The organism is Streptomyces sp. NPDC002092, assembly GCF_053593775.1.
Map to the genome: position 1 here is coordinate 244,126 of NZ_JBSFDG010000011.1, position 26,753 is coordinate 270,878.

Consider the following 26,753-nt stretch of genomic DNA (forward strand, 5'->3'; position numbering starts at 1 on the left):
CCTGCGGAAGCAGAGCCCGCTTTTGCGTGAAGCAAAGGCGGACTGAATGGTCATGGACTCTGCGTGAGGTGCATTCGATCCGCAAGAGCCTGTTCGGGGTCCAGGCGTATGCCGGCTCTTCGAATTTCCTGCCCTGTATGCGAGTTGGCCCTATGGATCCGCCGCCCGTGATGTCTGCCACATGGAGGAGCAATTCGGTCATATGCGCCTTGAATTACCTTTAATGGTCCCGTGCTTCTCGGCCGGGTCGATCGCTTGTCGCCTCGGCGGGCGCCCTGGGGTTGACCCGGAAGGTCCGGGAGGTGATGATGTACGTATACGACGTAAACATACGCATTTGTGATACCTGTCCCTCGGCGGTGATCAGTGATGCGGAACGGGACCAGCACCCCCATCGAGGACTACGCCCTCATCAGCGACCTGGAGACCGCCGCCATGATCGGCCGCGACGGCTCCGTCGACTGGCTCTGTCTCCCTCGCTTCGATTCGCCCTCCTGTCTGGCCGCGCTGCTCGGCACGCCGGACAACGGATTCTGGCGGGTCGCCCCCCTTGGCGGCGGTCGGTGCACGCACCGGTCCTACCGGCCCGACACGCTGGTGCTGGATTCGCGGTGGGAGTCCCCGGGGGGCGTCGTGCGGGTCACGGACTTCATGCCGCCGCGGGCGGGGGTGCCCTGTCTGGTCCGAGTGGTGGAGGGACTCACGGGCTCCGTGTCCATGCGCAGTGAGCTGCGGCTGCGCTTCCACCAGGGTCGGGTCGTGCCCTGGGTCCGGGCCGTCGGCCAGTGCGCGGTGGCGGTCGCCGGCCCGGACGCCGTCTGGCTGGGCGCCGACGGGGCCGTACGGGAACCGGGCGGCGTCGACGCCACGGTCCACGACTTCACCGTCTCGGCCGGACGGCGACTCGCGCTGACGCTGGTGTGGTCGCCCTCGCACCTGCCCGAACCGCCCGCGCCGCTGAGCGTCCCGGCGGAGACGCTGCTCAAGGAGACGGCCGACTACTGGCGGACCTGGACCGCCCAGTGCCGCTACGAAGGGCCGTGGCGGGACGCCGTGGTGCGGTCACTGATCACCTTGAAGGCGCTCATCTACGCCCCCACGGGCGGCATCGTGGCAGCCCCCACCACCTCCCTGCCCGGCTGCATCGGCGGCGAGCGCAACTGGGACTACCGTTACTGCTGGCTGCGCGACTCCACGTTCGCCCAGTCCTGCCTCCTGCACAGCGGCTACCGGGAGGAGGCGACGGCCTGGCTGGACTGGCTGGTGCGGGCCATCGCCGGAAACCCGTGCGATCTGCAGACCGTGTACGGCGTCGGCGGCCAGCGGCTGCTCCCCGAGACCGAGGCGCCGTGGCTGACCGGCTACGAGGGCTCCCGGCCCGTCCGGTTCGGCAACTCCGCGGCGAACCAGTTCCAGCTGGACGTGTACGGCGAGGTCCTCGACACCTTCTGCCTGTCGCTGCGAGCCGGCATTGCGTTGCCGGCCCATGTGTGGCAGCTGGTGGAGTCGATGATGGGCTATCTGCAACGGCACTGGCGCGAACCGGATCAGGGCATGTGGCAAATACGGGGCCCGCGGCGGCAGTTCGTGCACTCCAAGGTCATGGCCTGGGTTGCCGCCGACCGTGCCCTGCGGATGGGGGAACTGCTCGGCCGCAACGGCTCCTCCGGCGAATGGCGCGCCATGCGGGACGAGGTGCACCGTCAGGTCTGCCAGGAGGGCTGGGACTGCGGACAGTACAGCTTCGTGCAGTCCTACGGCTCGTCGGCGCTGGACGCCTCTGTCCTGCTGATGCCGCGGTTCGGCTTCCTGCCCGCCCGTGACCAGCGGATGCGCGGCACCGTCCGTGCGATGCGGCGGCTCGATCTCGGGGGCTTCGTCAGGCGCTACGCGTCGGACGGCGACGGCGTCCATGAAGTGGACGGTGTGCACGGCTCGGAAGGCGCCTTCGTGTCCTGCTCTCTCTGGTACGCGGACGCCCTTGCCGCGACCGGCCATGTCGAGCAGGCCCGAGACCTCTTCGAGCGTGTGCTCGCCGTGCGCAACGACGTCGGCCTGCTCTCGGAGCAGTGGGATCCCGACGCGGGCCGTCAACTGGGCAACGCGCCCAAAGCGTTCAGCCACATCGCTCTGGTGGAGACGGCGTTCGCCCTCAGGGCTTCGGGTCCGGGCGCCGCTCGGCACCGGCGTACCCGTGCGGGTTGAGCCGCTGGAAGTGCCACGCGTCCCGGCACATGTCCGCAAGGGTTCGGGTGGGCCGCCAGCCCCAGGCGCGCCTGACGGCGCTCGCGTCGGCGACGAGTGTGGCGACGTCTCCGGGACGGCGCGGCCCGACTTCGTACGGAATGGGCTTGGCGCTGGCCTCGGAGAAGGCGTCGACCACGTCCAGGACCGAAATGCCCTGTCCCAGGCCGAGGTTGAACACATGCATGCCAGGAGGGTCGGCGAGGTGGTCGAGCGCGATGCGGTGCGCCTCGACGGTGTCCATGACGTGGATGTAGTCGCGGACCGCGGTGCCGTCCGGGGTGGGGTAGTCACCGCCGAACACCTGCAGCCGCTTGCTGTGGCCGAGGGCGACCTGCGCCACGCGCGGCATGAGGTTGTCGGGGGCGCCCTGCGGGTCCTCGCCGAGCAGTCCGCTGGGATGTGCGCCGGCCGGGTTGAAGTAGCGCAGGCACAGCACCGTGTACTCGGGGCGGCGGCGGCAGACATCGGCGAGGATCTGTTCGCAGACACGCTTCGATGCCGCATAGGGGTTGGTCGGGTTCGCCGGGGTCGATTCGGCGAGTGGGCCCGCGCCCGCGTCGCCGTAGACCGAGCACGAGGAGGAGAACACGAGCCGGTGGACTCCGTGCTCGTGCATCGTGCGCAGCAGGGAGGTGGTGCCGCCCACGTTGGTGTCGTAGTACTCGACCGGCGACTCGACCGATCCGCTCACGGACTTGAGCGCGGCGAAGTGCACGACGGCGTCCACGGGATGCCGGTCGAAGACGGCCGACAGGGCGCGCCGGTCCCGTATGTCCAGTTCGTAGACGGCCCCGACGAACCGGCCCGCGATCCGCTCCACCCGCGCGAAGACATGGGGGGTGCTGTTCGCGTAGTCGTCGACCACGATCACCTCGTAACCGTGGTCGAGGAGCTCGACGCAGGCGTGGCTTCCGATGAACCCGGCGCCGCCGGTGACGAGGACGGTGGACGGAGCCCAGGAGGGTGCGGCCCCCGGGCGTGCACGCGCTCGCCTGTACTTGTCCACGGTTCCTCATCGGGCCTGAGGAGAGTGACGTCGTATGTTTACGTCGTATACCTAAGACAGTGCGCTTTCCGGCCCCCAGGAGTCAAGCGCGCCGGTTTCACGGCCTGACCAGCAACTGGAAGTCGAACGCGTAGCGGGACGCCCGGTAGATGTGCGTCCCGTACTCGACCGGTCGCCCGGTGTCGTCGTACGCCGTGCGCTGCATGGTGAGCAGGGCCGCGCCCTCCTCCTCGTCGAGGCGTGCGGCCTCCTCGACGGTGGCGGAGCGGGCGCCGATGATCTGGCGGGCGCTGTGCAGGGTGATGCCGGCGGTGCGCATCATCCGGTACAGGCCGGTCGACTCCAGGCGGGCGGAGTCGAGTTCCAGCAGGGTCGCGGGGAGGTAGTTGCACAGCAGGGCGACCGGCTGGCCGTGGGTGAGGCGCAGCCGCTCCAGGACGATCACCTCGCTGCCCTCCGCGATGCCGAGCGCGGCCGCGACGTCCGGGGACGCCGGCTCGCGCTCGTTGCGCACCACCTGCGTGGTGGGGCCCTGCCCGGCCGACTCCAGGTCGTCGTAGAGGCTGCTGAGCTCCAGCGGGCGCTTGACCTGGCTGTGCACCACCTGAGTGCCGACCCCTCGGCGGCGCACCAGCAGCCCCTTGTCGACCAGGGACTGGATGGCCTGGCGGACGGTGGGCCTGGACAGGCCCAGGCGCGTCGAGAGGTCGATCTCGTTGCCCAGGAGGTTGCCCGGGGCGAGCGCTCCGTGCTCGATCGCCGCCTCCAGCTGCTGGGCCAGCTGGTAGTACAGCGGCACCGGACTGCCCCGGTCGAGGGCGAAGTCCAGCGAGTCGACAGCGGCCGTCGCGGCCCGTGTGGTGCCGCCGGTCCTCGCCATGGGCGTACCTCCCTCTGAGTGCTGACGAAACGTCAGGAGTGGCTGGGGAAACCGAGGTTGATGCCCGCGTCGGCCGGGTCCGGCCAGCGCGTGGTGATCACCTTCCCCTGCGTGTAGAAGGCGATGCCGTCGTTGCCGTAGACGTGCAGATCGCCGAAGAGGGAGTCCTTCCAGCCGCCGAAGGAGTGGTAGCCGACCGGCACCGGGATCGGCACGTTCACGCCGACCATGCCCGCCTTGACCTCCAGCTGGAAGCGGCGGGCGGCTCCGCCGTCCCGGGTGAAGATCGCGGTGCCGTTGCCCCAGCGGGAGTCGTTGATCAGCTTGATGGCCTCGTCGTACGACTCCGCACGGACCACGGCCAGGACCGGGCCGAAGATCTCGTCACGGTAGGCGTCCGCCGTCAGCGGCACCCTGTCCAGCAGGGAAACGCCCAGGAAGAAGCCGCCTGCGCACTCGGGGTGTCCCTCGACCGTGTAGCCGGTGCCGTCGACGACGACCTCGGCGCCCTGCTCCGCGGCGCTCGTCACGTACGACGCCACCTTGTCGCGGTGCTCGCGTGTGATGAGCGGGCCCATCTCGGAGGACGGGTCGTTGCCGGGGCCGATCTTCAGGTTCTTCGCACGCTCGGCGATCTTGGCGACCAGTGCGTCGCCCGTGTCGCCGACCGCGACCACGACGGAGACGGCCATGCAGCGCTCGCCCGCCGAGCCGTACGCCGCGTTGATCGCCTGGTCGGCCGCGAAGTCCAGGTCGGCGTCCGGCAGCACCAGCATGTGGTTCTTCGCGCCGCCCAGGGCCTGGACGCGCTTGCCGTGCTCGACCGCCTTGAGCTGGATGTACTTCGCGATCGGCGTCGAGCCGACGAAGGAGACGGCCTCGACGTCCGGGTGCTCCAGGAGGCGGTCGACGGCCACCTTGTCGCCCTGCACGATGTTCAGGACGCCGTCCGGCAGGCCCGCCTCGGTGGCCAGTTCGGCCAGGCGGAAGGAGGCCGAAGGGTCCTTCTCGCTCGGCTTGAGCACGAAGGTGTTGCCGCACGCGATGGCGATCGGGAACATCCACATCGGCACCATGGCCGGGAAGTTGAACGGCGTGATGCCCGCGACCACGCCCAGCGGCTGCCGGATCGAGGCGACGTCCACCCGGGTGGAGACCTGCGTCGACAGCTCGCCCTTCAGCTGCACGCTGATCCCGCAGGCCAGCTCGACGATCTCCATGCCGCGCGCGACCTCGCCGAGCGCGTCGGAGTGCACCTTGCCGTGCTCGGCGGTGATCAGCTCGGCGATTTCGTCGCGGTGGGCGTCAAGCAGCTCGCGGTACTTGAACAGGATCGCGGTGCGCTTGGCCAGCGAGGAGGAACCCCAGGTCTCGAAGGCGGCCTTCGCGGAGGCGACGGCGGCGTCCACCTCGTCGACGGTCGCGAATCCGACCTGCTTCTCCTGCGCGCCGGTCGCCGGGTTGAACACGGCGCCGTGGCGGCCGGAGGTGGACTCGACGGGCTTTCCGTCGATCCAGTGGGTGATGGTCTTCATGGTGCGGGGGCCTTTCACAAAGGGGTGGTGCGGGGGAGGTCAGAGGTGGCGGCGCTGCCCGGCGACCTGCCGGTCGTACTCCTCGCGGGCCTGTACGGCGGCCTCGCGGGAGGCGGTCTCGGCGACCGGCACGTCCCACCAGGCCTCGGCCGGGGGAGCGGTCGGGGTGGCGGTGTCGGTCTCGACGTAGACGCAGGTCGGACGGTCGGAGGCGCGGGCCGCGGCGAGCGCCTCGCGCAGTTCGCGCACGGTCTTGGCGCGCAGCACGTCCATGCCGAGGCTGCCGGCGTTGGCCGCGAGGTCGACGGGGAGCGGGGCGCCGGAGAAGGTGCCGTCGGAGGCCCGGTAGCGGTAGGCGGTGCCGAAGCGCTCGCCGCCGACCGACTCGGACAGGCCGCCGATGGAGGCGTAGCCGTGGTTCTGGATGAGGACGAGGTTGACGGGCAGGCCCTCCTGCACGGCGGTGACGATCTCGGTCGGCATCATGAGGTACGTGCCGTCGCCGACCAGCGACCAGACCGGGGTCTCGGGTGCCGCCTGCTGGACGCCGATGCCGGCCGGGATCTCGTAGCCCATGCAGGAGTAGCCGTACTCCAAGTGGTACTGGCGGGGGCTGCGGGCCCGCCAGAGCTTGTGCAGGTCGCCGGGGAGCGAACCGGCCGCGTTGATCACCACGTCGTCGTCGCCGACCACCGCGTCCAAAGCGCCGAGCACCTGGGTCTGCGTGGGTACGGCGTTCTCGTCGGCGGCGGTGAAAGCGGCGTCAACGACCTGTTCCCAGCGTTCCTTGCCGACGCGGTACTCGTCCTCGTAAACCGAGTTCACACGGTGACCGGCGAGGGCCTCCGTCAACGCTGTGAGCCCTGCGCGCGCGTCGCAGACCACCGTCCGCGCCGCCAGTTTGTGAGCGTCGAACGCGGCGATGTTGAGGTTGACGAACCGGACCTCCGGCCGCTGGAAGAGCGTGTTGGAGGCGGTGGTGAAGTCCGTGTAGCGGGTCCCGACGCCGATGATCAGGTCTGCCGTACGGGCGATCTCGTCGCAGACCGCCGTGCCGGTGTGGCCGATGCCGCCGAGGTCGGCGGGGTGGTCGTGGCGCAGCGAGCCCTTGCCTGCCTGGGTCGAGGCGACCGGGATACCGGTGGCGTCCACCAGCGCCTTGAGCGCCTCCTCGGCCTGGCTGTGGTGGATGCCGCCACCCGCGACGATCAGCGGCCGCTCGGCCGCGCGGATCGCAGCCACCGCTTCCGTGAGCTCGTACGGGTCGGGCGCGGGCCGCCGCACATGCCACACACGCTCGGCGAAGAACTCCTCCGGCCAGTCGTACGCCTCCGCCTGGACGTCCTGGGGGAGGGCCAGGGTTACCGCGCCGGTCTCGACGGGGTCGGCGAGGACCCGCATGGCGTTGAGCGCGGAGGGGATCAGGGCCTCGGGACGGGTGATGCGGTCGAAGTACCGCGACACCGGACGCAGGGTGTCGTTGACCGACACGTCCGCCTCGGTCGGGTGCTCCAGCTGCTGCAGGAGCGGGTCGGCGACCCGGGTGGCGAAGTAGTCGCCCGGCAGCAGCAGGACCGGCAGGCGGTTGATGGTCGCGAGCGCGGCGCCGGTGACCAGGTTGGTGGCGCCCGGTCCGATGGACGTCGTCACCGCCTGTGCGGACAGGCGGTCGAGCTGGCGGGCATAGCCGACGGCCGCATGCACCATGGCCTGCTCGTTGCGGCCCTGGTGGTACGGCATCGTGTCCTCGCCCGCCTCCAGGAGGGCCTGACCGATCCCGGCAACGTTGCCATGCCCGAAGATGCCCCAGGTGCCCGCGATCAGCCGCCGGCGCACACCGTCGCGCTCGGTGTACTGGACGGACAGGAACCGCACCAGGGCCTGGGCGACGGTCAGGCGGCGGGTGGTGGTGCTCATCAGGACTTCTCCGGTGCCGTGTAGAGGGGGAGGCTGGGGTCGACGGGCTGCTCGGGCCAGGTGGAACGGACCCAGGCGTGATCGGGGTGGTCGCAGATCAGCCAGGCACGATCGGGCTCGGGGCCCGCCATGACGTTGAGGTAGTACATGTGGTGGCCGGGCACGGCCATGGAGGGCCCGTGCCAGCCGTCGGGGATCAGCACGACGTCACCGCCGCGCACCTCGGCCAGCACATCCGTGTTGCGGCCCTGCCCGGAGGGGGAGACCCGCTGGTAGCCGAGGCCGGGGATGCCGTCGTGGGCGGCGAACTCGAAGTAGTAGATCTCTTCCAGGACCGATTCCTCGCCGGGCCGGTGCTCGTCGTGCTTGTGCGGCGGGAACGACGACCAGTTGCCGCCCGGCGTGATCACCTCGACCGCGATGAGCTTGTCGCACTCGAAAACCCCTGCGGCGCCGAAGTTGTTGACCTGACGGGAGGAGTTCCCGGTGCCGCGCAGCTCCACGGGCACGGAAGAGGCCGGGCCGTAGCGGGCGGGCAGCCGCCGGGTGCAGCGCGCGCCGGTGAGCGCGAACCGTCCGCCGCCGGTGGACGTGACCGTCGTACGGGCGTCCCTGGGGATGTACGCGAAGTCGCTGACGGCGCTGAACACGCTGTCGCGGCCGGTGAGTTCGAAGGTGTCGTGGCCGAAGTCGTCGGCCGCCGCGACCGTGCAGCCGCCGCTGAGCGGCAGCACGATCCACTCGCTGTCGCCGGTGTCGAAGGTGTGCGCCCCGCCCGGCGGGAGCTCCAGCACGCGCAGGCTGGAGTAGCCCCAGGCGGCGTTCTCCGGGGTCACGTCCACGACGTAGGGGCCGCCGAGGGCCTTGCCGGCGGGCAGGTGGTAGGTCATGGGGCACTCCTCCGTATCACGAGCCACGTCACAGCAGTCCTACGGCCGTGTCGACCGCCGTCTCCACACTGCCCTCCGCCGGGTAGAGCAGCGACCGCCCCACGACCATGCCCTGCACGGTCGGCAGCCTGAGGGCCTTGCGCCAGCGCTCGTACGCGCCCGCTTGTGCCTCTGCGGACTCACCCACCTCGCCGCCGAGCAGCACGGTCGGCAGGGTGGAGGTCTCCAGGACCTCGCCCATGTCGTCCGGGTCGTCGGTGACGGGCAGCTTCAGCCAGGTGTAGGCGGAGGTGCCGCCCAGGCCCGCGGCGATCGCGATGGACTTGGTGACGGCCTCGGCGGACAGGTCGTTGCTGACCCTGCCGTCGATCCGGCGGGAGAGGAACGGCTCGACGAACAGCGGCAGCCGGTGTGCGGCCATGTCGTCGATCGCCCGGGCCGTGGACTCCAGCGTGGTCAGCGAGCCCGGGTCGTCGTAGTCGATACGCAGCAGCAGCTTGCCCGCGTCGAAGCGGAGCCGGGCGATGTCCTCGGCGCGGTGGCCGGTGAAGCGGTCGTCCATCTCGAAGACGGCGCCCGCGAGGCCCCCGCGGTTCATGGACCCCATGACGACCTTGTTCTCCAGCACCCCGAGCAGGAGGAGGTCCTCCAGGATGTCGGCGGTGGCCAGCACCCCGTCCACGCCCGGCCGCGACAGCGCGATGCACAGGCGCTCCAGCAGCTCGGCGCGGCCGGCCATGGCGAGCCGCCGGTCGCCGACGCCGAGGGCGCCGCGGGCCGGGTGGTCGGCGGCCACGATCATCAGACGGCCGCTGTCGCCGATGAGGGGGCGGCGCGCGCGCCGGGCGGCCGCCTCGGCGACGGCCTCGGGATGGCGGGCCCTGACCGAGACGAGGTCGGGGATGCTGAGGGACAAGGTGAAGCTCCGTTTCAGAGGGTGGCCCGTGCGAGGAGGTCCTCGACCTCGGCCTCGGTGGGCATCGCGGAGGAACAGGCGAGACGGGAGGCGACGAGGGCGCCGGCCGCGTTGGCGTACCGCATGATTTCGGCCAACTCCCAGCCGGCCAGCAGACCGTGCACGAGGGAGCCGCCGAAGGCGTCCCCCGCGCCGAGGCCGTTGGCCACCTCGACCGGCACCGGCGGTACCTCGGCGCTGGTGCCGTCGCGGTGCAACGCGAGGACGCCCTTGGGGCCCTGCTTGACGACCGCCAGTTCCACGCCCGCCTCCAGCAGCGCCTCGGCGCAGGCCCGTGGCTCGCGGACGCCGGTGGCGACCTCGCACTCGTCGAGGTTGCCGACGGCGACCGTGACGTGCCGCAGCGCTTCCGCGTAGTACGGGCGCGCCTCCTCCGGGTCGCTCCAGAACATGGGCCGCCAGTCGAGGTCGAAGACCGTCGTTCCCGCCTTGTCGCGTGCCTTGAGGGCGGCGAGGGTGGCGGAGCGGCTGGGGTCCTCGCTCAGGCCGGTACCGGTGATCCAGAAGACCCGGCTCGCCCGGATGGCGAAGTAGTCCAGCTCCTCGGAATGTATCTCCAGGTCAGGAGCCTTAGGCTGCCGGTAGAAGTACAGAGGGAAGTCATCCGGAGGGAAGATCTCGCAGAAGGTCACCGGTGTCGGGAACGCGGCGACGGGCGCGACCCAGCGGTCGTCGACGCCGAACTCCTTCAGCGCCTCGTGCAGATAGGCGCCGAAGGGATCGTCCCCGGTGCGGGTGATCACCGCGGTGTCCCGGCCGAGCCGGGCGGCGGCGACCGCCACGTTGGCGGCCGAACCGCCGAGGAACTTGCCGAAGGTCTCGACCCGGGCCAGGGGCACCCCCGACTGCAGCGGGTAGAGATCGACTCCGATACGGCCCATAGTGATCAAGTCGAAGGACTGGTCTGAGTCGGCCATGCGCGACGCTCCTCGAGCTGGTCTGGGGATGCGGGTCCCAGAGGGCCTGCCGCCCCCCAGGTGTAGGCCTCGGAGGGCGACGCTGTCAATAGTTTGTACTTACATTCGGACTAGCTCGTGAAATGATGTCTTAACAAAGTATTGACAGCGGGCGCGGCCAGGAGTTTGATCCCGTCCCAGGCCGACCGCCGCGTTTGCGGCAGACGACCCGGGCATGCCAAGATCCCGGGCCGCTGGATCATCCTGATCCCCCTCTCCCTTTCCCCCGCAACGCACAGTGAGGTGCCAGGAAAGATGGACCGCTCTTCTCACCCCCGCTCCCGCAGAATCGCCCCCGTTGTCGCGGTGGCCGCGGCGGCTGCCCTCACCCTCGCCGGCTGCTCCAGCAGCTCCGGGGGCAAGAAGTCCGAGGAGGGTGGCGCCAACGCATCGGCCGGCAAGGCCACCACGCCTCGGATGACGGTCGCGCTGGTCACGCACCAGTCGCCCGGCGACACCTTCTGGGACATCGTCCGCAAGGGCGCCGAGGCCGCCGCGGCCAAGGACAACATCAAGCTGATCTACTCGGCCGACCCGAACGCGGGCAACCAGTCCAACCTGGTCCAGAACGCGATCGACCAGAAGGTCGACGGCATCGCCGTCACCCTGGCCAAGCCGGACGCCCTCAAGGCCGTCGTCGGCAAGGCGAAGTCCGCCAACATACCTGTCGTGGGCCTCAACTCCGGTGTCAGTGACTGGAAGAAGCTCGGCCTGATGGAGTTCTTCGGCCAGGACGAGTCCGTGGCCGGCGAGGCGTTCGGCAAGAAGCTGAACGACCTCGGCGCCAAGCACACCGTCTGTGTCATCCAGGAGCAGGGCAACGTCGGCCTGACCCAGCGCTGCGACGGCGTGAAGAAGACCTTCTCCGGCAAGACCGACGTCCTCTACGTCAACGGCACGGACATGCCGTCCGTGAAGTCGACGATCACCGCCAAGCTCAAGCAGGACTCCTCCATCGACTACGTCACCACCCTCGGCGCCCCGTACGCGCTGACCGCGGTGCAGTCGGTCTCGGACGCCGGCAGCAAGGCGAAGATCGCCACCTTCGACCTCAACAAGGACCTGACGACCGCCATCAGCAAGGGCACGATCCAGTTCGCGGTCGACCAGCAGCCCTACCTCCAGGGCTACCTGGCGATCGACTCGCTGTGGCTGTACAAGAACAACGGCAACTACATGGGCGGCGGTGAGCAGCCGGTGCTGACCGGTCCGGCCTTCGTCGACAAGTCGAACGTCGAGGCGGTCTCCAAGTTTGCCGCCAACGGAACCCGGTGATGAGCATGACCCAGCACGCCGAGCCGGCGGTGACCTCACCGCCGGCCCCCGGCCCCAAGGAGACCGACGGGCGCACCGCCGAACGGCCTCTTGTCGTACGGCTGTTGGCCCGCCCTGAGGTGGGTGTCTTCCTCGGTGCCGTCGCGGTGTACGTGTTCTTCCTGATCTCGGCGCCGCCGGTGCGCGACGCCAGCTCGATGGCGAACATCCTCTACCAGTCCTCCACCCTCGGCATCGTGACCATCCCGGTCGCCCTGCTGATGATCGGCGGCGAGTTCGACCTGTCGGCCGGTGTCGGGGTGATCACCTCGGCGCTGACCGCGGCCATGATCAGCTACCAGCTCACCATGAACGTGTGGGTCGGTGTCATCGCCGCCCTGGTCGTGTCGCTGGCGATCGGCTTCTTCAACGGCTGGATGGTCGTCAAGACCGGACTGCCCAGCTTCCTGGTCACCCTGGGCACCTTCCTGATCCTGCAGGGCGTCAACCTCGCCGTGACCAAGCTGGTCACGGGCAACGTCGCCACCGACGACATCAGCAACATGGACGGCTTCGACCAGGCCAAGAAGGTCTTCGCCTCCAGCTTCGACATCGGCGGCGTCCAGGTGAAGATCACCGTCTTCTGGTGGCTGCTGTTCGCGGCGATCGCCACCTGGGTCCTGCTGCGCACCAAGTACGGCAACTGGACCTTCGCGGTCGGCGGCAACAAGGACAGCGCCCGCGCCGTCGGTGTGCCCGTCGCGTTCACGAAGATCTCCCTGTTCATGCTGGTCGGCTTCGGCGCCTGGTTCGTCGGCATGCACCAGCTGTTCTCCTTCAACACGGTGCAGTCCGGTGAGGGCGTCGGCATCGAGCTCATCTACATCTCCGGCGCGGTGATCGGCGGCTGCCTGCTGACCGGCGGCTACGGCTCGGCGATCGGGCCCGTCTTCGGCGCGTTCATGTTCGGCATGGTGCAGCAGGGCATCGTCTACGCCGGCTGGAACCCCGACTGGTTCAAGGCCTTCCTCGGCGTCATGCTCCTCGGCGCCGTCCTGATCAATCTGTGGGTCCAGCGCACCATGACCCGGAGGTGAATCCGATGACAGACAAGAACAGCGGAACTCACGGAGCCATCCTCCAGGACACCGTTCCGGCGGAGAAGGACGGCGCGATCGTCGAACTGCGCAACGCGGGCAAGTCCTACGGCAACATCCGTGCCCTGCACGGCGTGAGCCTGAAGGTGCATCCCGGTCAGGTCACCTGCGTGCTGGGCGACAACGGCGCCGGCAAGTCCACGTTGATCAAAATCATCTCGGGCTTGCACCAGCACACCGAGGGCGAGTTCCTCGTCGACGGCGCCCCGGTGCGGTTCACCACCCCCCGCGACGCCCTCGACCGCGGTATTGCCACCGTCTACCAGGACCTGGCGACCGTGCCGCTGATGCCCGTGTGGCGCAACTTCTTCCTCGGCTCCGAGATGACCAAGGGCCCCTGGCCCATCCGTCGTCTGGACATCGAGAAGATGAAGAAGACCGCGGACCATGAGCTGCGGGAGATGGGCATCGTCCTGGACAACCTGGAACAGCCCATCGGCACCCTGTCGGGCGGCCAGCGCCAGTGCGTGGCGATCGCCCGCGCCGTCTACTTCGGCGCTCGCGTCCTCATCCTCGACGAGCCCACCGCCGCCCTGGGCGTCAAGCAGTCCGGGGTGGTGCTCAAGTACATCGCCGCGGCCCGCGAGCGGGGCCTGGGGGTCATCTTCATCACCCACAACCCGCACCACGCCTACATGGTCGGCGACCACTTCAGCGTGCTGCGCCTGGGCACCATGGAACTGTCCGCCGAACGCTCCCGGATCACCCTGGAAGAGCTGACCAACCACATGGCCGGCGGCGCCGAACTCGCCGCGCTCAAGCACGAGCTGTCCCAGGTCAGCGGTGTCGACGTCGAGGAACTCCCGGAGAAGGAAGACCTCACCGCACCCGTGGCGGCAAGCCCGGAAGGAACCTCCTGACATGGCAGGCGCTCTGGACCGCATCCGGGTCGGATCGGCCCCCGACTCCTGGGGCGTCTGGTTCCCGGACGACCCTCAGCAGGTGCCCTGGGAACGCTTCCTCGACGAGGTCGCCGAGGCCGGGTACTCGTGGATCGAGCTGGGCCCGTACGGCTATCTGCCGACCGACCCGGCCCGCCTCACCGACGAGATCGCGGGGCGCGACCTGAAGGTCTCGGCGGGCACGGTCTTCACCGGCCTGCACCGCGGCCCTTCCGTCTGGGAGTCCACCTGGGAGCACGTCAGCCAGGTCGCGGCGCTCACCCAGGCGATGGGCGCGAAGCATCTCGTCGTCATCCCGTCGTTCTGGCGGGACGACAAGACGGCCGAGATCCTGGAGCCGCCGGAGCTGACCGGCGAGCAGTGGGCCTACCTCACCAAGGGCATGGAGCGGCTCGGGCACGAGGTGAAGGAGGCGTACGGCCTCGACATCGTCGTACACCCGCACGCCGACACCCACATCGACACCGAGGACCATGTCGAGCGCTTCCTCGACTCGACCGACTCCGAACTGGTCAACCTGTGCCTGGACACCGGGCACTACGCATACTGCGGCGGCGACAGCGTCAAGTTGATCGAGACCTACGGCGAACGCATCGGCTATCTGCACCTCAAGCAGGTCGACCCGCAGATCCTCGCCGACGTGACTGCCAAGGGCACACCGTTCGGGCCTGCCGTGGCGCAGGGCGTGATGTGCGAACCGCCCGCCGGTGTCCCGGAGCTGGGGCCGGTGATGGAGGCCGCGCAGAAGCTCGGCGTGGAGCTGTTCGCCATCGTCGAGCAGGACATGTACCCGTGCGAGCCGGACAAGCCGCTGCCGATCGCGGTGCGCACCCGTAAGTTCCTGAGGTCCTGCGGCGCCTGACCCTTCGAAGGGGGACGAACGACCATGGCTCGGCAAGGAACACTGCAGGTCGCGGTCGTCGGCACCGGCAAGATGGGTGCCGACCACGTCCGCCGTATCCAGGAGGTCGTCAGCGGGGCCAGGGTGACCGCGGTCGTGGACGTCGATGCGGAACGCGCCAAGCACGTCGCCGCCCGCATCGACGGCTGCACCGCCTACTCCGACCCGGCCGCCGCCATGTCGGCAGCCGATGTCGACGCCGTGCTGATCGCCTCCCCGGGGCCCGCCCACGAGGCGGCCCTGCTGACGGCGTTCGAGCACGATCTGCCCGTGTTGTGCGAGAAGCCGCTCACCCCGGACCCGGCCTCCGCGCTGCGGGTATTGGAAGCGGAGCAGAAACTGGGCCGCCGCCGGGTCCAGGTCGGCTTCATGCGGCGCTACGACGCCGAGTACATGAAGCTCAAGTCCCTCCTGAACACAGGTCAGTTGGGGCGCCCGCTGATGCTGCACAACCGGCACCGCAACCTCGCCTCACCGCCCGGCTGGCGCAGCGAGATGCTCATCAACGACTCCGTCGTGCACGAGATGGATGTGACGCGCTGGCTGCTCGGCCAGGAGATCACCGCCGTCACGGTGCTGCGCCCCATCCCGTCCGCGAACGCACCGGACGGGATCCAGGACCCGCAGTTCGTCGTCTTCGAGACCGACGGCGGCACCATCGTCGACGTCGAGATCTTCGTCAACTGCGGCTTCGGCTACCAGGTCCAGGCCGAGGTGGTCTGCGAACGCGGCACCGCCCGCATCGGCGACGGCCACGCCATGGTCACCAACATGGCAGGCCGCTGGGGCGGCACCATCATCCAGGACTACCTCGAACGCTTCGCCGACGCCTACGACCGCGAGGTCCAGGCCTGGGTCGACGCCACCCGCCGCGGCGAGGTCGTCGGCCCGAGCGTGTGGGACGGCTACGCCGTCGCCGCGGTCTGCGAGGCGGGCGTGAAGGCGCTGGAGGAAGGCACCCGGGTGCCGGTGGAACTGGTGGACCGGCCGGCGCTGTACGAGGTCACCCGACAGCCCGGCTGAACACCACCCGGTCCTCGCCGGGCCCGTTGTAGTCCGCCTCCACGTGCGCCTCGAACCCGAGACTGCGGTGGAAGGCCACCGACCCCTTGTTGCCGAGGCTCGTGATGGCCTTCAGCCGGACCGCCCCCTGCCGCCGCGCGGCCTCGGCGAACGCACCGTACAGCTCCCGCCCCAGACCGCTGCCACGGACGTCGTCCCGCGTCGCGATCAGATGCACATACCCGGTGCCGCCGGGCGTGACGAACCCGATCAGATACCCGAGAATGCCGTCGTCGGACCGGGCGACCAGACAGGTCTCGCCGAACTCCTGCACCAGGGCCAGGAGATGCAGATCCCGCAGATCGCGATCACCCCAGTAACGGGGGTGATCGGCGAGGACCTGCTGGATGTCGGTGACTTGGGCGGGTGCGATGTGTGCGGCCATGGCGCCGATCATCTCAAAAGCCATGGCCGTGCCCTGAGTTCGCTCTACACCCGACTCCGCGGCCGCGGTTCGAACCCCGCTGCCCGGTAGCTCTCGTCGATCAGGGTCATCGTCGCCAGCGCGTCGTCCGCGTCCAGGGGCAGTGGAGCACCCTCCCGGACCCGGGCTGCGAACGCCTCCAGTTGGTACGTGTACGAGGAGCGGGTGCCGAGTCGCTCCGTCCGTTCGCCGTCCGGGGTGCGGATCACGATCCGGTCGTCCAGCTGGGGGAGGACGAAGTTCGGGGCCAGGGCCTCGCCGCGGCTGCCGATGATTCGGCAGCTCATCTCCAGCTCGTCGTACGCCATGTGGCAGCGGGCGGAGGCGGTGGCGCCGTTCGGGAAGGTGACGTCGGCGTCCAGCCATTCGTCGACGCCGGGGGCGCCCGCGCGTTCCCCGCCGCGTGCGGAGACCAGGCTCGGTGCGCCGCCTGCCCAGGGGGCCAGCATCCGTACGGCGTGCAGGCTGTAGCAGCCGAGGTCCATCACGGCGCCGCCGGCCAGCGGCAGGGACCAGCGTGGGTCGGCGTCCCCCGGAGCCGGGATGGCGACCAGGGTCTCCACCCGCTGCAGCTCGCCCAGTTCACCACTGGCCAGGAGTCCGTGCAGGCGGCGGGTGACCGGGTGGAACAGGTAGTGGAAGGCCTCCATGAAGACCGTGCCGGCCTTGGTCGCCGCCTCCCGGACCTCGGCGGCCTCCTCGGCGTTGCTCGCCGACGGCTTCTCCGACAGGACGTGCTTGCCGGCCGCGAGGGCGGCCAGGTTCCACGGGCCGTGCAGGCCGTTGGCGAGGGGGTTGTAGACGACTTCGACCTCGGGGTCGGCGAGCAGGGCGGCGTAGGAGTCCGCGACCCGCTCCACGCCGTGCTCGGCGGCGAAGGCCTCGGCGCGGGAGCGGTCACGGGCGGCCACCGCGACCAGGCGGTGGCCGGCGGTGCGGGCCGGGTCGATCAGGGCGCGTTCGGTGATCCGGGCGGCGCCCAGGACGCCGATGCGCAGGGGTTCGCGGACCGGTTCGCTCATGAGGTCGTTTCCTTCTCTGTCCGTTCGTGCAGGTCCAGTGTGCCGCCGGCGGGCGGAAAATGGCGGCGGACCAGGTCCTGCGCGTGGGCGATGGTGCATTCGATCAGTTCGAAGGCGGGCAGGCCGCCGACGTAGTAGGTGTGACCGCGGCCCTGCAGGGCGTCGAGCCGGTCCAGGGCGCCGTCCGCGAGGTCGTCACTGCCGAAGTGCGGCATGAACGCCCACTGACGGTGGAGATGTACCTTCTCCAGCCGTCCGCCCAGTTCCGCCACGTCGGCCCCCAGCAGCGCGCTCACGTCCTCGGGGCGGCCGTAGGAGTAGAAGGTCCGCACATCGCTGCCCGGGTAGCGGTGGTGGTACGAGACGCAGTGGCCGGCCGCCTCGCGGGTCGCGGTGTGGCGGTCGAGGAAGTAGAAGGCGTTCTCGGGCAGGCCGGAGGCGGTGGCGAGGGTGGTGTGGTAGGCGTTGCTGCGGATTCGCCCGGCGAGGTCGCGCTCCTCGGCGGTGGCGTCCAGGAGCGGCAGGACGCGGTCCAGAGGGACGGCGAGCACCAGGCCGTCGGCCTCCACCGGGCCGGAGTCCGTGTGCACCCGTACCCCGCCCTCGTGCCGCTCGACCGACACCACGCGCACCGCGCACCGTACGTCCTTCAGCTCCTCGGCGACCCGCTGCCACAGGGTGGCGAATCCACCCGTGACGGTGAACGCACCTCCGTGGCCCAGCAGTTCGGGCCCGGGGGACAGCAGACCGGTCATCTCGGCGTACTTGACGAAGTACAGGGCGGGCACCTGCGCGTCGAGATAGCCGTACCCGGCCGCGGTGTATCCGGTGCCGAACGACTCGGCCATGGACGTGAGGCCGTGCTCGGCGAGCCAGCGGGTGACCGGTGCGGCCAGGGCCCGCGCCGAGTGGGCGAGCCCGGGTTCGGCGATGCGCGGGAACTCCCGCTCGCGCAGCGCCCGGTAGCGCCGGAAGGCTCCGTCTCGGAGGAACGACATGGCCTGGCGGGCTGCGGTGCGCGCTTCCACGTCGAGGACGCGGTAGCGGGTGGTGCGCTCCGTCTCGATGTCCAGTTCCGTCAGCAACCGTGCCGTCCGCTCGTACTGGTTGGTGCAGATGTGACCGCCCAGATCGTGGGCCCGGCCGTCGACCCGCACGCTCTGGCACTTCCCCGCCACCGTCTCCTGCTCCTCCAGGACGGTCACCCGGTGCCCGGCGCGCTCCAGTTCACGGGCTGCCGCGAGGCCGCTGGGCCCGGCGCCGATGACGACCACGCGCCGCCCGCTGCGTAACTGCCCGCCGGACACGGCGGGTTGACGGGTGTCGGTGTGGGGCCGGGATATCTCGCCGGTGCTCATGGTCGTTGCTCCTCGTCGGTCCGACGTGTGTGGATCTCATGGTGGTACGGGGAGATCCCGCGGTCGTGACCGACAAGGGCAACGTGGCGATTCGCACACTCGTGCTCCGGGCGCCGGAGGCCGGGCCGGCACCCGGAGCACGAGGGACCGGGGCCGCCGCTCAGGCGGTGCGGACCTCGGCGATGGTCACCGGGCGGTGCTCGTGCAGCGACAGCGTGCACGCGTCGGCGATCCAGCCCGCCTCCAGGGCGTCCGCGATCGTGCAGGGCGAGGGGCGGGTGCCGGCGACGACCTCGGTGAACGCGGTGAGCTCGGCGCGGTAGGCCGCGGTGAAGCGGTCCATGAAGAAGTCGTGCGGGGTGCCCGCCGGGAAGGTCACGCCGGGCTCGACGGAACGCAGCGGCAGCTTGTCCTCCAGGCCCACCGCGATGGAGTCCGTAAAGCCGTGGATCTCCATGCGGACGTCGTAACCGCGGGCGTTGTGGCGGGAGTTGGAGACCACCGCGATGGTGCCGTCGTCCAGGGTGAGGATCGCGCCGGTGGTGTCGGCGTCACCCGCCTCCTTGATGTACTCGGCGCCCCGGTTGCCGCCGACGGCGTACACCTCGACGACCTCGCGGCCCGTCACCCAGCGGATGATGTCGAAGTCGTGGACCGAACAGTCGCGGAAGATGCCGCCCGAGGCGGCGATGTACGCGGCCGGCGGGGGCGCCGGGTCCAGCGTGGTCGACCGTACGGTGTGCAGCTTGCCCAGCTCGCCGCTCTGCACGGCGGCGCGGGCGGCGACGAAACCGGCGTCGAAGCGGCGGTTGTAGCCGATCTGGATCGGCACGTCCTTGCCCTCGACGGCCTTGAGGACCTCGACGCCCTCGGCCATCGTCCTGGCGACGGGCTTCTCGCAGAAGACCGGGATGCCGGCCTCGACACCGGCCAGGATCAGCCCGGGGTGGGCGTCCGTCGCGGCCGCGACCACGATGCCGTCCACGCCGGCCGCCAGCAGGGCCTGAGGCGAGTCCACGACCTCGCCGCCGAACCGCTCCGCCGCGGACTTGGCGGCGTCCGCGAACGGGTCGGTCAGCACGAGCGACTCGACCACGTCGAGCCCGGAGAGGGTTTCGGCGTGGAAGGCGCCGATGCGGCCGAGGCCGAGGATTCCGATACGCATGAGCTCCGCTGCTTTCCTGTTTCTTGGTGGGTGGTTGCTGTCCGTTCCCGGGGCTCCGCCCCGGACCCCGATCGCCCTTCGGGCTCGTCCTCAATCGCCGGACGGGCTTGAAATATCAGTCCAGGCCGCCCAACACGTTCTGGTCCCAGTCGATCACCGATCCGGTCACCACACCCGACCGCTCCGACAGCAGGAAGACCACGAAGTCCGCGATCTCGTCCGGCTGGCCCAGCTTGCCCATCGGCAGCCTGGCGGCGGCCTCCTCGCGCCAGTCGTCGGCGGCGCCGTGGAACGTCTTCTGGGTGGCGTCCTCGCCCTCGGTGGCCGTCCAGCCGATGTTGAGGCCGTTGATCCGCACCCGGTCCCAGCGGTGCGCGTGGGCGGCATTCCGGGTCAGGCCGATCAGGCCGGCCTTCGCGGCCACGTACGGGGCCAGGAACGGCTGGCCGCCGTGCGCCGAGGACGTGATGATGTTGACGATCGTGCCGGGCGCCTTGCGGGAGACCATGTCGGCGACGGCGGCCTGCATCGCGAAGAACGGCGCCTTGAGGTTGATCGCGATGTGCTGGTCGAACAGCTCGGGCGTGGTGTCCAGCAGCGTGCCCCGGGAGGTCAGACCCGCGGAGTTGACCAGGCAGTCGATCCGCCCGTACGCGGCGACCACGTCGCGCACCGCACCCTTCGCCTGCTCGGCGTCGGACAGGTCGGCGCGCACGAACATCGCCTTGCCGCCGGCGGCCGTCAGTTCGGTCACCAGTGCCTCGCCGGGTTCCGCACGCCGGCCGGTGACGGCCACGACCGCCCCCTCACGCACCGCGGCGCGCGCGATGGCGGCCCCGACTCCCTGGCTGCCGCCGTTGACGAGGACGACCTTGTCGTCGAGAAGTCCCATGGGGCTTTGTTGTCCTTTCGGCTTGCGTCAGCTGGTGCGGCGCTCGGTGCTCGCCCTCAGCTCGTCCCGCAGAACCCGGGGGAGCCGGCCCTCGCGCAGCGCCCGGCGCACGAGGTCCGCCTGCGAGGGCGGGGCCAGGCCGTCGACCGGCGGGTCGCTGTCGAGGTTGGTGGGGAAGGGGTAGCCCTCGGCGCCGGCGGCGATCACGTTGTCGAGCCATGCCTGGTCCGCGCCGTCCGCCTTTCGGCGCAGCAGCACGGGGTAGACGGCGTTCGTCACGGCCTCCCGGTCCACGGTCTCCATCGCCCGGCCGAAGGCGGAGGACACCTGGAGCAGGTTGGCCATGCGCCGCACATCGGTGGTGCGGTTGGTCCCGGCGGCGTGGAACAGCGCCGGGTTGAAGAAGGCGGCGTCACCCTTGGCGAGCGGCAGCTGGACGTGGTGCTCCTTGAAGTACGCCTGGAACTCGGGCCGCCGCCACGCCAGATAGCCCGGCTCGTACGCCTGCGAGAACGGCAGGTACAGCGTCGGCCCCGACTCCACCGGCATGTCGCAGTGCGCGACCGCGCCCTGGAGGGTGAGCACGGGGGAGAGGCGGTGGACGTGCGCCGGATAGGCCGCGGCTGTCTCGTCGGAGAGGAAGCCGAGGTGGTAGTCGCGGTGCGCGGTCTGCGCGAGGCCGCCCGGGTTGACCACGTTGACCTGGGAGGTCACCTGGTAGCCGGGACCGAGCCAGGCCTCGCAGACCAGGGCGAGAACGGGGTTGGCGTAGTAGTCGGCGAAGGCCGCCGGGTCGTAGAGGGCCGCCTTCTCCAGTGCGTTCCACACCCGCTCGTTCGCGCCGGGCTTGGCGAAGTGGTCGCCGGCCGTGGTGCCCGCCGCGTACTGCTCGCGGATCAGCGCGTCGAACACCTCGGTGGCCCGGTCGACCACCGCGTGATCGGGGAAGGCGCCCCGGAAGACCACCACTCCGGGTCCGTCGGTGAGGGCCCTGACGAGTTCCTCCTGGAGGCCCCGGCGGTCCTTCGCGGTACGGACGCGTTCGGCGTCGTACAGCAGGACGTTCCGCTCCACCGCGCAGGCGTGCGGGTAGTCGGCGGGGTCGGCCGTCCGCTCGACGAGCGTGCGGAAGGAGTCGAGGTCGCAGTCCTGCTCGGAGAGCCAGGCACGGTGGTGTACGGCGGTGAAGGACATCGGTGTCCTCTCGGTGACAGGGGCGACTCAGCCCTGTCATTCTTGTCAGTACAAACCCGTCGAACAACCAGCAGGCGGCCATCAAAAACCCCTCAAGCCGGCGAGAGGAGCCCGCGGTGGGCCATCCCTTCCCGATCCGGGAGATCGCACGTCAGGCGGGCCTGAGCGAGGCCACCGTCGACCGGGTCCTCAACGGCAGGGGCGGCGTCCGGGAGAGCACCGCACGGGAGGTCCGGCAGGCCATCGCCGACCTGGACCGGCAGCGCACCCAGGTCCGGCTGGTCGGCCGCACCTTCATGATCGACATAGTGATGCAGACGCCGGAACGGTTCTCCACCGCCGTTCGCGCCGCCCTGGAGGCCGAGCTGCCCGCCCTGCACCCGGCCGTGGTGCGCTCGCGCTTCCACTTCCGCGAGACCGGCCCGGTGGCGGAGCTGACGAGGACGCTGGACCGGATCGCCCGGCGCGGCTCGCAGGGCGTGATCCTCAAGGCCCCGGACGTGCCCGAGGTGACGGCCGCCGTCGGCCGCCTCGCCGAGGCCGGCATCCCCGTCGTCACCCTGGTCACCGACCTGCCCGCCACCGCCCGGCTCGCCTACGTCGGCATCGACAACCGGGCCGCCGGCGCGACCGCCGCGTATCTCATGGGCCAGTGGCTGGGCGAGCGTCCCGGCAATGTGCTCACCAGCCTCAGCAGCGGCTTCTTCCGCAACGAGGAGGAGCGCGAGATGGGCTTCCGCAGCGCCATGCGCGCGCGCCACCCGGACCGCACCCTGGTCGAGATCGCCGAGGGACACGGCCTGGACGCCACCCAGTACGACCTGGTGCGCGCCGCCCTCGAACGCGACCCGGACATCCGCGCCGTCTACTCGATCGGCGGCGGCAACAACGCCACCCTGCGCGCCTTCGAGGACCTGGGCCGCGAGTGCGCGGTGTTCGTCGCCCACGACCTCGACCACGACAACACCCGCCTGCTGCGCGAGCACCGCCTGTCCGCCGTCCTCCACCACGACCTGCGCCAGGACATGCGCGAGGCCTGCCACACGGTGATGCGCGCCCACGGCGCGCTGCCGCCCGCGGGGCCTACGCTGCCGTCGGCGATCCAGGTGGTCACGCCGTACAACATGCCCCCGCAGGCGACGAACCGAGGAGCCGGGTGACGACGAGCAGCGAATACGTGGAGATCGAGGGCGTCCGCCTGCTCGCCACGCTCACGACGGGCGGCGAGCTGGGGCTGCTGGCCCTGCACGGCAGCAACGAAGGCGGTACGGCCGAGTTGGCGCGGGCGGTGGCCGAGCGGTGCGGGGCCACCAGCCTGGTCTTCACCCAGCCGGGCGTGCCCGATCCGGTGCACATCCCCTCCCCGCGCATGGCGGTCGGACACTGCACACTGCTGCGGGACTTCCTGTCCCGGGTGGCGCTCACGGTCTCCCTGCACGGCCACAACCGGACCGCGACCCCACGGGCCATCTTCCTCGGCGGCGGCAACCGGAAGGCCGCCCGCCTCGTCGCCGGCGGACTCGACGCCCTGCGGCCGCAGTTCGCCCCCGTCACCGACCTCGACGAGATCCCCGTGAAGCTGCGCGGCCTGCACTCCCGGAACCCGGTGAACCTGACCCGCCAAGGCGGAGTCCAGGTGGAACTCCCGCTCGCGGCCAGGACCGAGCGCAGGCGATGGGCCCCGGGAGTGCCGGACACACCCCCGCGGTCCGTCGTCGACGCCCTGGCCAAGGGCGTGGAGGCGCTGACCTCCGCTATGCCCGGAGACTGACCCAGGACCCGCTCTCGACCGACCGCACCATCGCCTCCAGTACGGCGGCGCTGTGCACGGCGTCCGGAAGCGTGGCACCCTGCGGCTTGCCCTCCACGACGGAGCGCAGGAAGCGGTGGGCCTCGATCACCTTCAGGTCGTCCATGCCCATGGCGTTCGCCGCGCCCGGCTGGAAGGCCCCGAACTCGCCGTCGCCGGGGCCGACGTACACCGTGCTGACCGGCTGGTCCTGGTAGCTCGTGCCACGGCTGACGCCCAGCTCGTTCATGCGCCGGAAGTCCCAGAAGACCGCCCCCCGGGTGCCGTGCACCTCGAAGCCGTAGTTGTTCTGCTCGCCGACCGAGACCCGGCAGGCCTCCAGCACCCCGCGGGCGCCGGAGGCGAAGCGCAGCAGGCAGTTGACGTAGTCCTCGTTCTCGACGGGGCCGAGCTCGCCGCCCGTTGCGCGGGTGTGGCCTGCGGTGGCGCCGGTGGGCCGGGCCCGCCGGGGGATGAACACGGCCGTGTCGGCGGTCAGCGCGTCGATGTCGCCGAGCAGGTGGCGGGCCAGGTCGGCGCCGTGCGAGGCGAGGTCGCCCAGGACGCCGCTGCCCCCGCGCTCCTTCTCGTAGCGCCAGGTCAGGGCACCCTCGGGGTGGGCGGCGTAGTCGCTGAGGAGGCGGATGCGGACATGGGTGACGGTGCCGATGGCGCCGGAGGCGATCAGTTCGCGGGCGGCCTCGACGGCGGGCGCGTTGCGGTAGTTGAAGCCGACCGCGCCCTGGACCCCTGCCGTGGCCACCGCGTCGGCGACCGCCCGGGCGTCCGCCGCGCTCAGACCGACCGGCTTCTCGATCCAGATGTGCTTGCCCGCCTCCGCCATCGCCACGCCGATCTCGCGGTGCAGGAAGTTCGGCGCGGTGATGCTGACCGCCTGGATCCGCGGGTCCTCGACGACATCACGCCAGTTCCGGGTCGTCGAGGCGAACCCGAACTGCGCGGCCGCCTCCTCGGCCCGCCCGGGCACCTCCTCGGCGACCGTGATCAGCTGCGGGCGCAGGCCCAGCTGCGGGTAGTGGTGCAGGACCCGGGCGTACGCCTGGGTGTGCACCCGGCCCATCCAGCCGAACCCGACGACGGCGACACCGAGCGAATCCACCATGACAGCCCCTCTTTGGACCGGTCCACAATCTGTCCAGGCCACCCTGAAGCTCCCGCTCAGCCGCTGTCAACCCTCCCCGGATCCTTTGACAAGCCGCACCGGGCCATGGAACGGTCCACAGCATGAAGCAGCCGACCATCCGCGACGTGGCCGAACAGGCCGGCGTGTCCAAGTCGCTGGTCTCGCTCGTGCTGCGCGGCTCCGAGCAGGTGCGGCCCGAGAAGCGGGAGGCCGTGCTGCGGGCGGTGCGGGAACTCGGCTACCGGCCCAACGCCGCCGCGCGCAGCCTCAGCGAACAGCGCACCCGCACGGTCGGCGTGCTCCTCAACGACCTGCGCAACCCCTGGTTCGTCGACCTGCTCGACGGCCTCAATTCACTGCTGCACGACAACGGCCTGCGGATGCTCCTCGCGGACGCCCGCCTCAACCGCCGCACCGGCCAGGACCCCGCCGACCCGCTCATGGACCTGCGGGTGGACGGCCTGGTCGTCGTCGGCACCCTGCCCGACCCGGCCGCGCTCGGCACGGCCGCCGAGCGGATCCCCGTCGTCCTCGCGGGCGCCCGCGAACCGGCCCCGGCGGGCGTGGACGTGGTGGCGGGCGACGACGAGCGGGGCGCCCGCCTGGTCACCGAGCACCTGATCGGCCTCGGCCACCGCCGCATCGCGCACCTCGCGGGCTACGGCGCCGTCGGCGAACTGCGCCGCCGCAGCTTCGAGGCGACGATGCGGGCGCACGGGCTCAGTGATCAGACCTTGGTGGAGGCCGGTGACATGACCGAGGAGGGCGGCTACCGCAGCACCGTCAGGCTGCTCAGCCGCGCGGACCGGCCCACCGCCCTCTTCGCCGTCAACGACATCGCCTCCGTCGGCGCGCTCTCGGCGGCGGAGGAACTGGGCCTGCGCGTCCCGCGGGACGTGTCCGTCGTCGGCTACGACAACACGAGCATCGCCCGCCTGCGTCACGTCTGGCTGACCACGGTCGACAACGGCAGCCACGAGGTCGGCCGCCGCGCCGCCCGCTGCCTCCTGGACCGCTTCGAACACCCCGGGGGAGCGGGCCGACTGCACCTGACCGCACCGACGTTGGAGATCCGCGGCACCACGGCGGCACCGGTCACAGATTGATGGCGTACGCCTTCCGCAGCGTCTCGTGCACGGTCCACCTCGTGCGGTCGCCCGCATGCAGGACGGCCATGTCCCCGGCCCCCACCGTCAGCGTGGGCCCGCCCTCGACCTCGATGGTCGCCGACCCGCTGAGCACCACGAACAGCTCGTCCGCCTCGGTGTCGGTGACGACGCCCGGCGTGATCTGCCAGACCCCGCGGACCTGACGGCCGTCCGCCGACTCCCACACCACCTTCCCACTCACCTCCGGCGTCCCGGAGACGATCTGCTCCGGGTCGAGGGGCTCGGGCGCGAGCTCGGCATCAGGGATGTGAAGAACGAAGCTGGGGGTCATGGCCCGACCCTAGCGAGACCTCCCGCAGCCCGTGCATGGACACTGTGTGCGGCATCGCCCCAGGCAGGAGGACACTTCGTCGGGTCGCGACTGGCGGCCCCGCAGGTACCGGGTGATCGTGGAGGACATGGCGCAGACAACGACGGCCGCCGCGGGCCAACGGCAGCACGACACCCGCGAGGCCGTCCTCTTCGGCGGTGTCTACGGCGCCGTACTGGCCTGCTCCATGGTCGCGGCGCTCAGCCAGTACGGCCACAGCTCCCGCGTCAGCCGTCGCTACGACGCCATCTGGCTGCTGGTGACCGCGCTCGCCTCCGCCCTCGCCCACGGCTACGCCCACTACATCGCCGAACGTGCACCCCACCGCCGCTGGGACGCCCTGCGCGCCCTCGTCGACGAATGGCCCCTGGTCACCGCGGTGCTGCCGACCGTGGCGATCCTCGCGGGGGCGGGCTGGGGCTGGTGGCCGGCGGACGGGGTGGAGGATCCGGCGTTCACCCTGAACATCGCACTGCTGTTCGGCCTGGGGCTGGCCACCGCGCGATGGTCGGGCCGCTCCTGGGGCGTCGCCCTGCGCACCGGCATGGTCGACGCACTGCTCGGTGTCGTCGTGGTCGTCGCGAACGCCGTCATCAAGTGACG

The 26,753-nt window shown here is 70.6% G+C and carries 25 protein-coding genes; 10 read left to right on the forward strand and 15 right to left on the reverse strand.

Annotated elements, in window-relative coordinates:
- Positions 1 to 369: 369 nt before the first annotated feature.
- Positions 370 to 2,205 (forward strand): glycoside hydrolase family 15 protein, encoded by a 1,836-nt coding sequence (locus ACWCRD_RS26135; protein WP_450968193.1) that lies wholly within the window; start codon positions 370 to 372, stop codon positions 2,203 to 2,205.
- On the opposite strand, the gene galE is transcribed toward ACWCRD_RS26135, so the two are convergent.
- The 7 genes from galE to iolC form a co-directional block, all read right to left on the reverse strand.
- The gene (gene galE / locus ACWCRD_RS26140) at positions 2,153 to 3,253 is read right to left on the reverse strand and encodes a UDP-glucose 4-epimerase GalE (protein ID WP_450968194.1); all 1,101 of its coding nucleotides are present in this window, start codon (positions 3,251 to 3,253) and stop codon (positions 2,153 to 2,155) included. The genes ACWCRD_RS26135 and galE overlap by 53 nt on opposite strands.
- Positions 3,254 to 3,350: 97 nt before the next feature.
- Complete coding sequence (locus ACWCRD_RS26145) at positions 3,351 to 4,133, reverse strand: GntR family transcriptional regulator (RefSeq protein WP_450968195.1); 783 nt, start codon at positions 4,131 to 4,133, stop codon at positions 3,351 to 3,353.
- Positions 4,134 to 4,165: 32 nt separating this feature from the next.
- Positions 4,166 to 5,668, reverse strand: a complete 1,503-nt coding sequence (locus tag ACWCRD_RS26150) for a CoA-acylating methylmalonate-semialdehyde dehydrogenase (protein WP_450968196.1) — start codon at positions 5,666 to 5,668, stop codon at positions 4,166 to 4,168.
- A 39-nt stretch (positions 5,669 to 5,707) separates the two neighbouring features.
- Positions 5,708 to 7,585, reverse strand: a complete 1,878-nt coding sequence (gene iolD / locus ACWCRD_RS26155) for a 3D-(3,5/4)-trihydroxycyclohexane-1,2-dione acylhydrolase (decyclizing) (RefSeq protein ID WP_450968197.1) — start codon at positions 7,583 to 7,585, stop codon at positions 5,708 to 5,710.
- On the reverse strand, positions 7,585 to 8,475 hold the full coding sequence (gene iolB, locus ACWCRD_RS26160; RefSeq protein ID WP_450968198.1) for a 5-deoxy-glucuronate isomerase: 891 nt from the start codon (positions 8,473 to 8,475) through the stop codon (positions 7,585 to 7,587). The genes iolD and iolB overlap by 1 nt, the downstream gene beginning before the upstream one ends.
- Before the next feature lie 28 nt (positions 8,476 to 8,503).
- A complete protein-coding gene (locus ACWCRD_RS26165) occupies positions 8,504 to 9,391 on the reverse strand; it encodes a Cgl0159 family (beta/alpha)8-fold protein (RefSeq protein WP_450968199.1) in 888 nt (295 codons plus the stop codon).
- 14 nt (positions 9,392 to 9,405) lie between these two features.
- Entirely contained in the window at positions 9,406 to 10,368 is a 963-nt protein-coding gene (gene iolC, locus ACWCRD_RS26170) for a 5-dehydro-2-deoxygluconokinase (RefSeq protein ID WP_450968200.1), read from the reverse strand.
- A 294-nt stretch (positions 10,369 to 10,662) separates the two neighbouring features.
- Between iolC and ACWCRD_RS26175 the strand changes: the two genes are divergently transcribed.
- From ACWCRD_RS26175 to ACWCRD_RS26195, 5 genes are read left to right on the forward strand one after another with little or no spacing between them, the layout of a single operon-like run.
- The gene (locus tag ACWCRD_RS26175) at positions 10,663 to 11,682 is read left to right on the forward strand and encodes a sugar ABC transporter substrate-binding protein (RefSeq protein WP_450968201.1); all 1,020 of its coding nucleotides are present in this window, start codon (positions 10,663 to 10,665) and stop codon (positions 11,680 to 11,682) included.
- A complete protein-coding gene (locus ACWCRD_RS26180; RefSeq protein ID WP_450968202.1) occupies positions 11,682 to 12,758 on the forward strand; it encodes an ABC transporter permease in 1,077 nt (358 codons plus the stop codon). The genes ACWCRD_RS26175 and ACWCRD_RS26180 overlap by 1 nt, the downstream gene beginning before the upstream one ends.
- Positions 12,759 to 12,763: 5 nt before the next feature.
- A complete protein-coding gene (locus tag ACWCRD_RS26185) occupies positions 12,764 to 13,678 on the forward strand; it encodes an ATP-binding cassette domain-containing protein (protein WP_450968203.1) in 915 nt (304 codons plus the stop codon).
- A 1-nt stretch (position 13,679) separates the two neighbouring features.
- Entirely contained in the window at positions 13,680 to 14,582 is a 903-nt protein-coding gene (locus tag ACWCRD_RS26190) for a sugar phosphate isomerase/epimerase family protein (protein ID WP_450968204.1), read from the forward strand.
- 24 nt (positions 14,583 to 14,606) lie between these two features.
- Positions 14,607 to 15,644 carry a Gfo/Idh/MocA family protein gene (locus ACWCRD_RS26195; RefSeq protein ID WP_450968205.1) on the forward strand — a complete coding sequence of 346 codons (1,038 nt, stop codon included), beginning with the start codon at positions 14,607 to 14,609 and terminating at the stop codon, positions 15,642 to 15,644.
- Here the strand turns inward: ACWCRD_RS26195 and ACWCRD_RS26200 are convergent.
- The 6 genes from ACWCRD_RS26200 to ACWCRD_RS26225 all read right to left on the reverse strand — a co-directional run bounded on the left by ACWCRD_RS26200 (position 15,625) and on the right by ACWCRD_RS26225 (position 21,738).
- Positions 15,625 to 16,068 carry an N-acetyltransferase family protein gene (locus tag ACWCRD_RS26200; protein ID WP_450968206.1) on the reverse strand — a complete coding sequence of 148 codons (444 nt, stop codon included), beginning with the start codon at positions 16,066 to 16,068 and terminating at the stop codon, positions 15,625 to 15,627. The genes ACWCRD_RS26195 and ACWCRD_RS26200 overlap by 20 nt on opposite strands.
- A 44-nt stretch (positions 16,069 to 16,112) precedes the next feature.
- Positions 16,113 to 17,129 carry a Gfo/Idh/MocA family protein gene (locus tag ACWCRD_RS26205; protein WP_450968207.1) on the reverse strand — a complete coding sequence of 339 codons (1,017 nt, stop codon included), beginning with the start codon at positions 17,127 to 17,129 and terminating at the stop codon, positions 16,113 to 16,115.
- Positions 17,126 to 18,487, reverse strand: a complete 1,362-nt coding sequence (locus ACWCRD_RS26210) for a protoporphyrinogen/coproporphyrinogen oxidase (protein ID WP_450968208.1) — start codon at positions 18,485 to 18,487, stop codon at positions 17,126 to 17,128. The genes ACWCRD_RS26205 and ACWCRD_RS26210 overlap by 4 nt, the downstream gene beginning before the upstream one ends.
- A gap of 160 nt (positions 18,488 to 18,647) precedes the next feature.
- Positions 18,648 to 19,652 carry a Gfo/Idh/MocA family protein gene (locus ACWCRD_RS26215; RefSeq protein WP_450968209.1) on the reverse strand — a complete coding sequence of 335 codons (1,005 nt, stop codon included), beginning with the start codon at positions 19,650 to 19,652 and terminating at the stop codon, positions 18,648 to 18,650.
- A gap of 115 nt (positions 19,653 to 19,767) precedes the next feature.
- On the reverse strand, positions 19,768 to 20,544 hold the full coding sequence (locus ACWCRD_RS26220) for an SDR family oxidoreductase (protein ID WP_450968210.1): 777 nt from the start codon (positions 20,542 to 20,544) through the stop codon (positions 19,768 to 19,770).
- A 27-nt stretch (positions 20,545 to 20,571) separates the two neighbouring features.
- On the reverse strand, positions 20,572 to 21,738 hold the full coding sequence (locus ACWCRD_RS26225; RefSeq protein ID WP_450968211.1) for a phytanoyl-CoA dioxygenase family protein: 1,167 nt from the start codon (positions 21,736 to 21,738) through the stop codon (positions 20,572 to 20,574).
- Between the two features lie 116 nt (positions 21,739 to 21,854).
- Here ACWCRD_RS26225 and ACWCRD_RS26230 point away from each other — a divergent pair, with 116 nt between their 5' ends.
- Together ACWCRD_RS26230 and ACWCRD_RS26235 are read left to right on the forward strand one after the other, a co-directional pair.
- The gene (locus ACWCRD_RS26230; RefSeq protein WP_450968212.1) at positions 21,855 to 22,898 is read left to right on the forward strand and encodes a LacI family DNA-binding transcriptional regulator; all 1,044 of its coding nucleotides are present in this window, start codon (positions 21,855 to 21,857) and stop codon (positions 22,896 to 22,898) included.
- Entirely contained in the window at positions 22,895 to 23,509 is a 615-nt protein-coding gene (locus tag ACWCRD_RS26235; protein ID WP_450968213.1) for a poly-gamma-glutamate hydrolase family protein, read from the forward strand. The genes ACWCRD_RS26230 and ACWCRD_RS26235 overlap by 4 nt, the downstream gene beginning before the upstream one ends.
- On the opposite strand, the gene ACWCRD_RS26240 is transcribed toward ACWCRD_RS26235, so the two are convergent.
- The gene (locus ACWCRD_RS26240) at positions 23,493 to 24,650 is read right to left on the reverse strand and encodes a Gfo/Idh/MocA family protein (RefSeq protein WP_450968214.1); all 1,158 of its coding nucleotides are present in this window, start codon (positions 24,648 to 24,650) and stop codon (positions 23,493 to 23,495) included. The genes ACWCRD_RS26235 and ACWCRD_RS26240 overlap by 17 nt on opposite strands.
- Positions 24,651 to 24,772: 122 nt before the next feature.
- Between ACWCRD_RS26240 and ACWCRD_RS26245 the strand changes: the two genes are divergently transcribed.
- The gene (locus tag ACWCRD_RS26245) at positions 24,773 to 25,777 is read left to right on the forward strand and encodes a LacI family DNA-binding transcriptional regulator (protein WP_450968215.1); all 1,005 of its coding nucleotides are present in this window, start codon (positions 24,773 to 24,775) and stop codon (positions 25,775 to 25,777) included.
- On the opposite strand, the gene ACWCRD_RS26250 is transcribed toward ACWCRD_RS26245, so the two are convergent.
- The gene (locus ACWCRD_RS26250) at positions 25,767 to 26,111 is read right to left on the reverse strand and encodes a cupin domain-containing protein (RefSeq protein WP_450968216.1); all 345 of its coding nucleotides are present in this window, start codon (positions 26,109 to 26,111) and stop codon (positions 25,767 to 25,769) included. The two genes, ACWCRD_RS26245 and ACWCRD_RS26250, sit on opposite strands and share 11 nt — an antisense overlap.
- A gap of 127 nt (positions 26,112 to 26,238) precedes the next feature.
- Between ACWCRD_RS26250 and ACWCRD_RS26255 the strand changes: the two genes are divergently transcribed.
- Entirely contained in the window at positions 26,239 to 26,751 is a 513-nt protein-coding gene (locus tag ACWCRD_RS26255) for a hypothetical protein (RefSeq protein ID WP_450968217.1), read from the forward strand.
- Positions 26,752 to 26,753 lie beyond the last annotated feature (2 nt).

Coding starts and splice junctions, on each gene's coding strand:
- ACWCRD_RS26135 (WP_450968193.1), top strand. CDS start 370: ATGCGGAACGGGACCAGCACCCCCATCGAGGACTACGCCCTCATCAGC.
- ACWCRD_RS26145 (WP_450968195.1), bottom strand. CDS start 4,133: ATGGCGAGGACCGGCGGCACCACACGGGCCGCGACGGCCGCTGTCGAC.
- ACWCRD_RS26150 (WP_450968196.1), bottom strand. CDS start 5,668: ATGAAGACCATCACCCACTGGATCGACGGAAAGCCCGTCGAGTCCACC.
- iolD (WP_450968197.1), bottom strand. CDS start 7,585: ATGAGCACCACCACCCGCCGCCTGACCGTCGCCCAGGCCCTGGTGCGG.
- iolB (WP_450968198.1), bottom strand. CDS start 8,475: ATGACCTACCACCTGCCCGCCGGCAAGGCCCTCGGCGGCCCCTACGTC.
- iolC (WP_450968200.1), bottom strand. CDS start 10,368: ATGGCCGACTCAGACCAGTCCTTCGACTTGATCACTATGGGCCGTATC.
- ACWCRD_RS26175 (WP_450968201.1), top strand. CDS start 10,663: ATGGACCGCTCTTCTCACCCCCGCTCCCGCAGAATCGCCCCCGTTGTC.
- ACWCRD_RS26180 (WP_450968202.1), top strand. CDS start 11,682: ATGAGCATGACCCAGCACGCCGAGCCGGCGGTGACCTCACCGCCGGCC.
- ACWCRD_RS26185 (WP_450968203.1), top strand. CDS start 12,764: ATGACAGACAAGAACAGCGGAACTCACGGAGCCATCCTCCAGGACACC.
- ACWCRD_RS26190 (WP_450968204.1), top strand. CDS start 13,680: ATGGCAGGCGCTCTGGACCGCATCCGGGTCGGATCGGCCCCCGACTCC.
- ACWCRD_RS26195 (WP_450968205.1), top strand. CDS start 14,607: ATGGCTCGGCAAGGAACACTGCAGGTCGCGGTCGTCGGCACCGGCAAG.
- ACWCRD_RS26200 (WP_450968206.1), bottom strand. CDS start 16,068: ATGGCCGCACACATCGCACCCGCCCAAGTCACCGACATCCAGCAGGTC.
- ACWCRD_RS26205 (WP_450968207.1), bottom strand. CDS start 17,129: ATGAGCGAACCGGTCCGCGAACCCCTGCGCATCGGCGTCCTGGGCGCC.
- ACWCRD_RS26210 (WP_450968208.1), bottom strand. CDS start 18,487: ATGAGCACCGGCGAGATATCCCGGCCCCACACCGACACCCGTCAACCC.
- ACWCRD_RS26215 (WP_450968209.1), bottom strand. CDS start 19,652: ATGCGTATCGGAATCCTCGGCCTCGGCCGCATCGGCGCCTTCCACGCC.
- ACWCRD_RS26220 (WP_450968210.1), bottom strand. CDS start 20,544: ATGGGACTTCTCGACGACAAGGTCGTCCTCGTCAACGGCGGCAGCCAG.
- ACWCRD_RS26225 (WP_450968211.1), bottom strand. CDS start 21,738: ATGTCCTTCACCGCCGTACACCACCGTGCCTGGCTCTCCGAGCAGGAC.
- ACWCRD_RS26240 (WP_450968214.1), bottom strand. CDS start 24,650: ATGGTGGATTCGCTCGGTGTCGCCGTCGTCGGGTTCGGCTGGATGGGC.
- ACWCRD_RS26245 (WP_450968215.1), top strand. CDS start 24,773: ATGAAGCAGCCGACCATCCGCGACGTGGCCGAACAGGCCGGCGTGTCC.
- ACWCRD_RS26250 (WP_450968216.1), bottom strand. CDS start 26,111: ATGACCCCCAGCTTCGTTCTTCACATCCCTGATGCCGAGCTCGCGCCC.
- ACWCRD_RS26255 (WP_450968217.1), top strand. CDS start 26,239: ATGGCGCAGACAACGACGGCCGCCGCGGGCCAACGGCAGCACGACACC.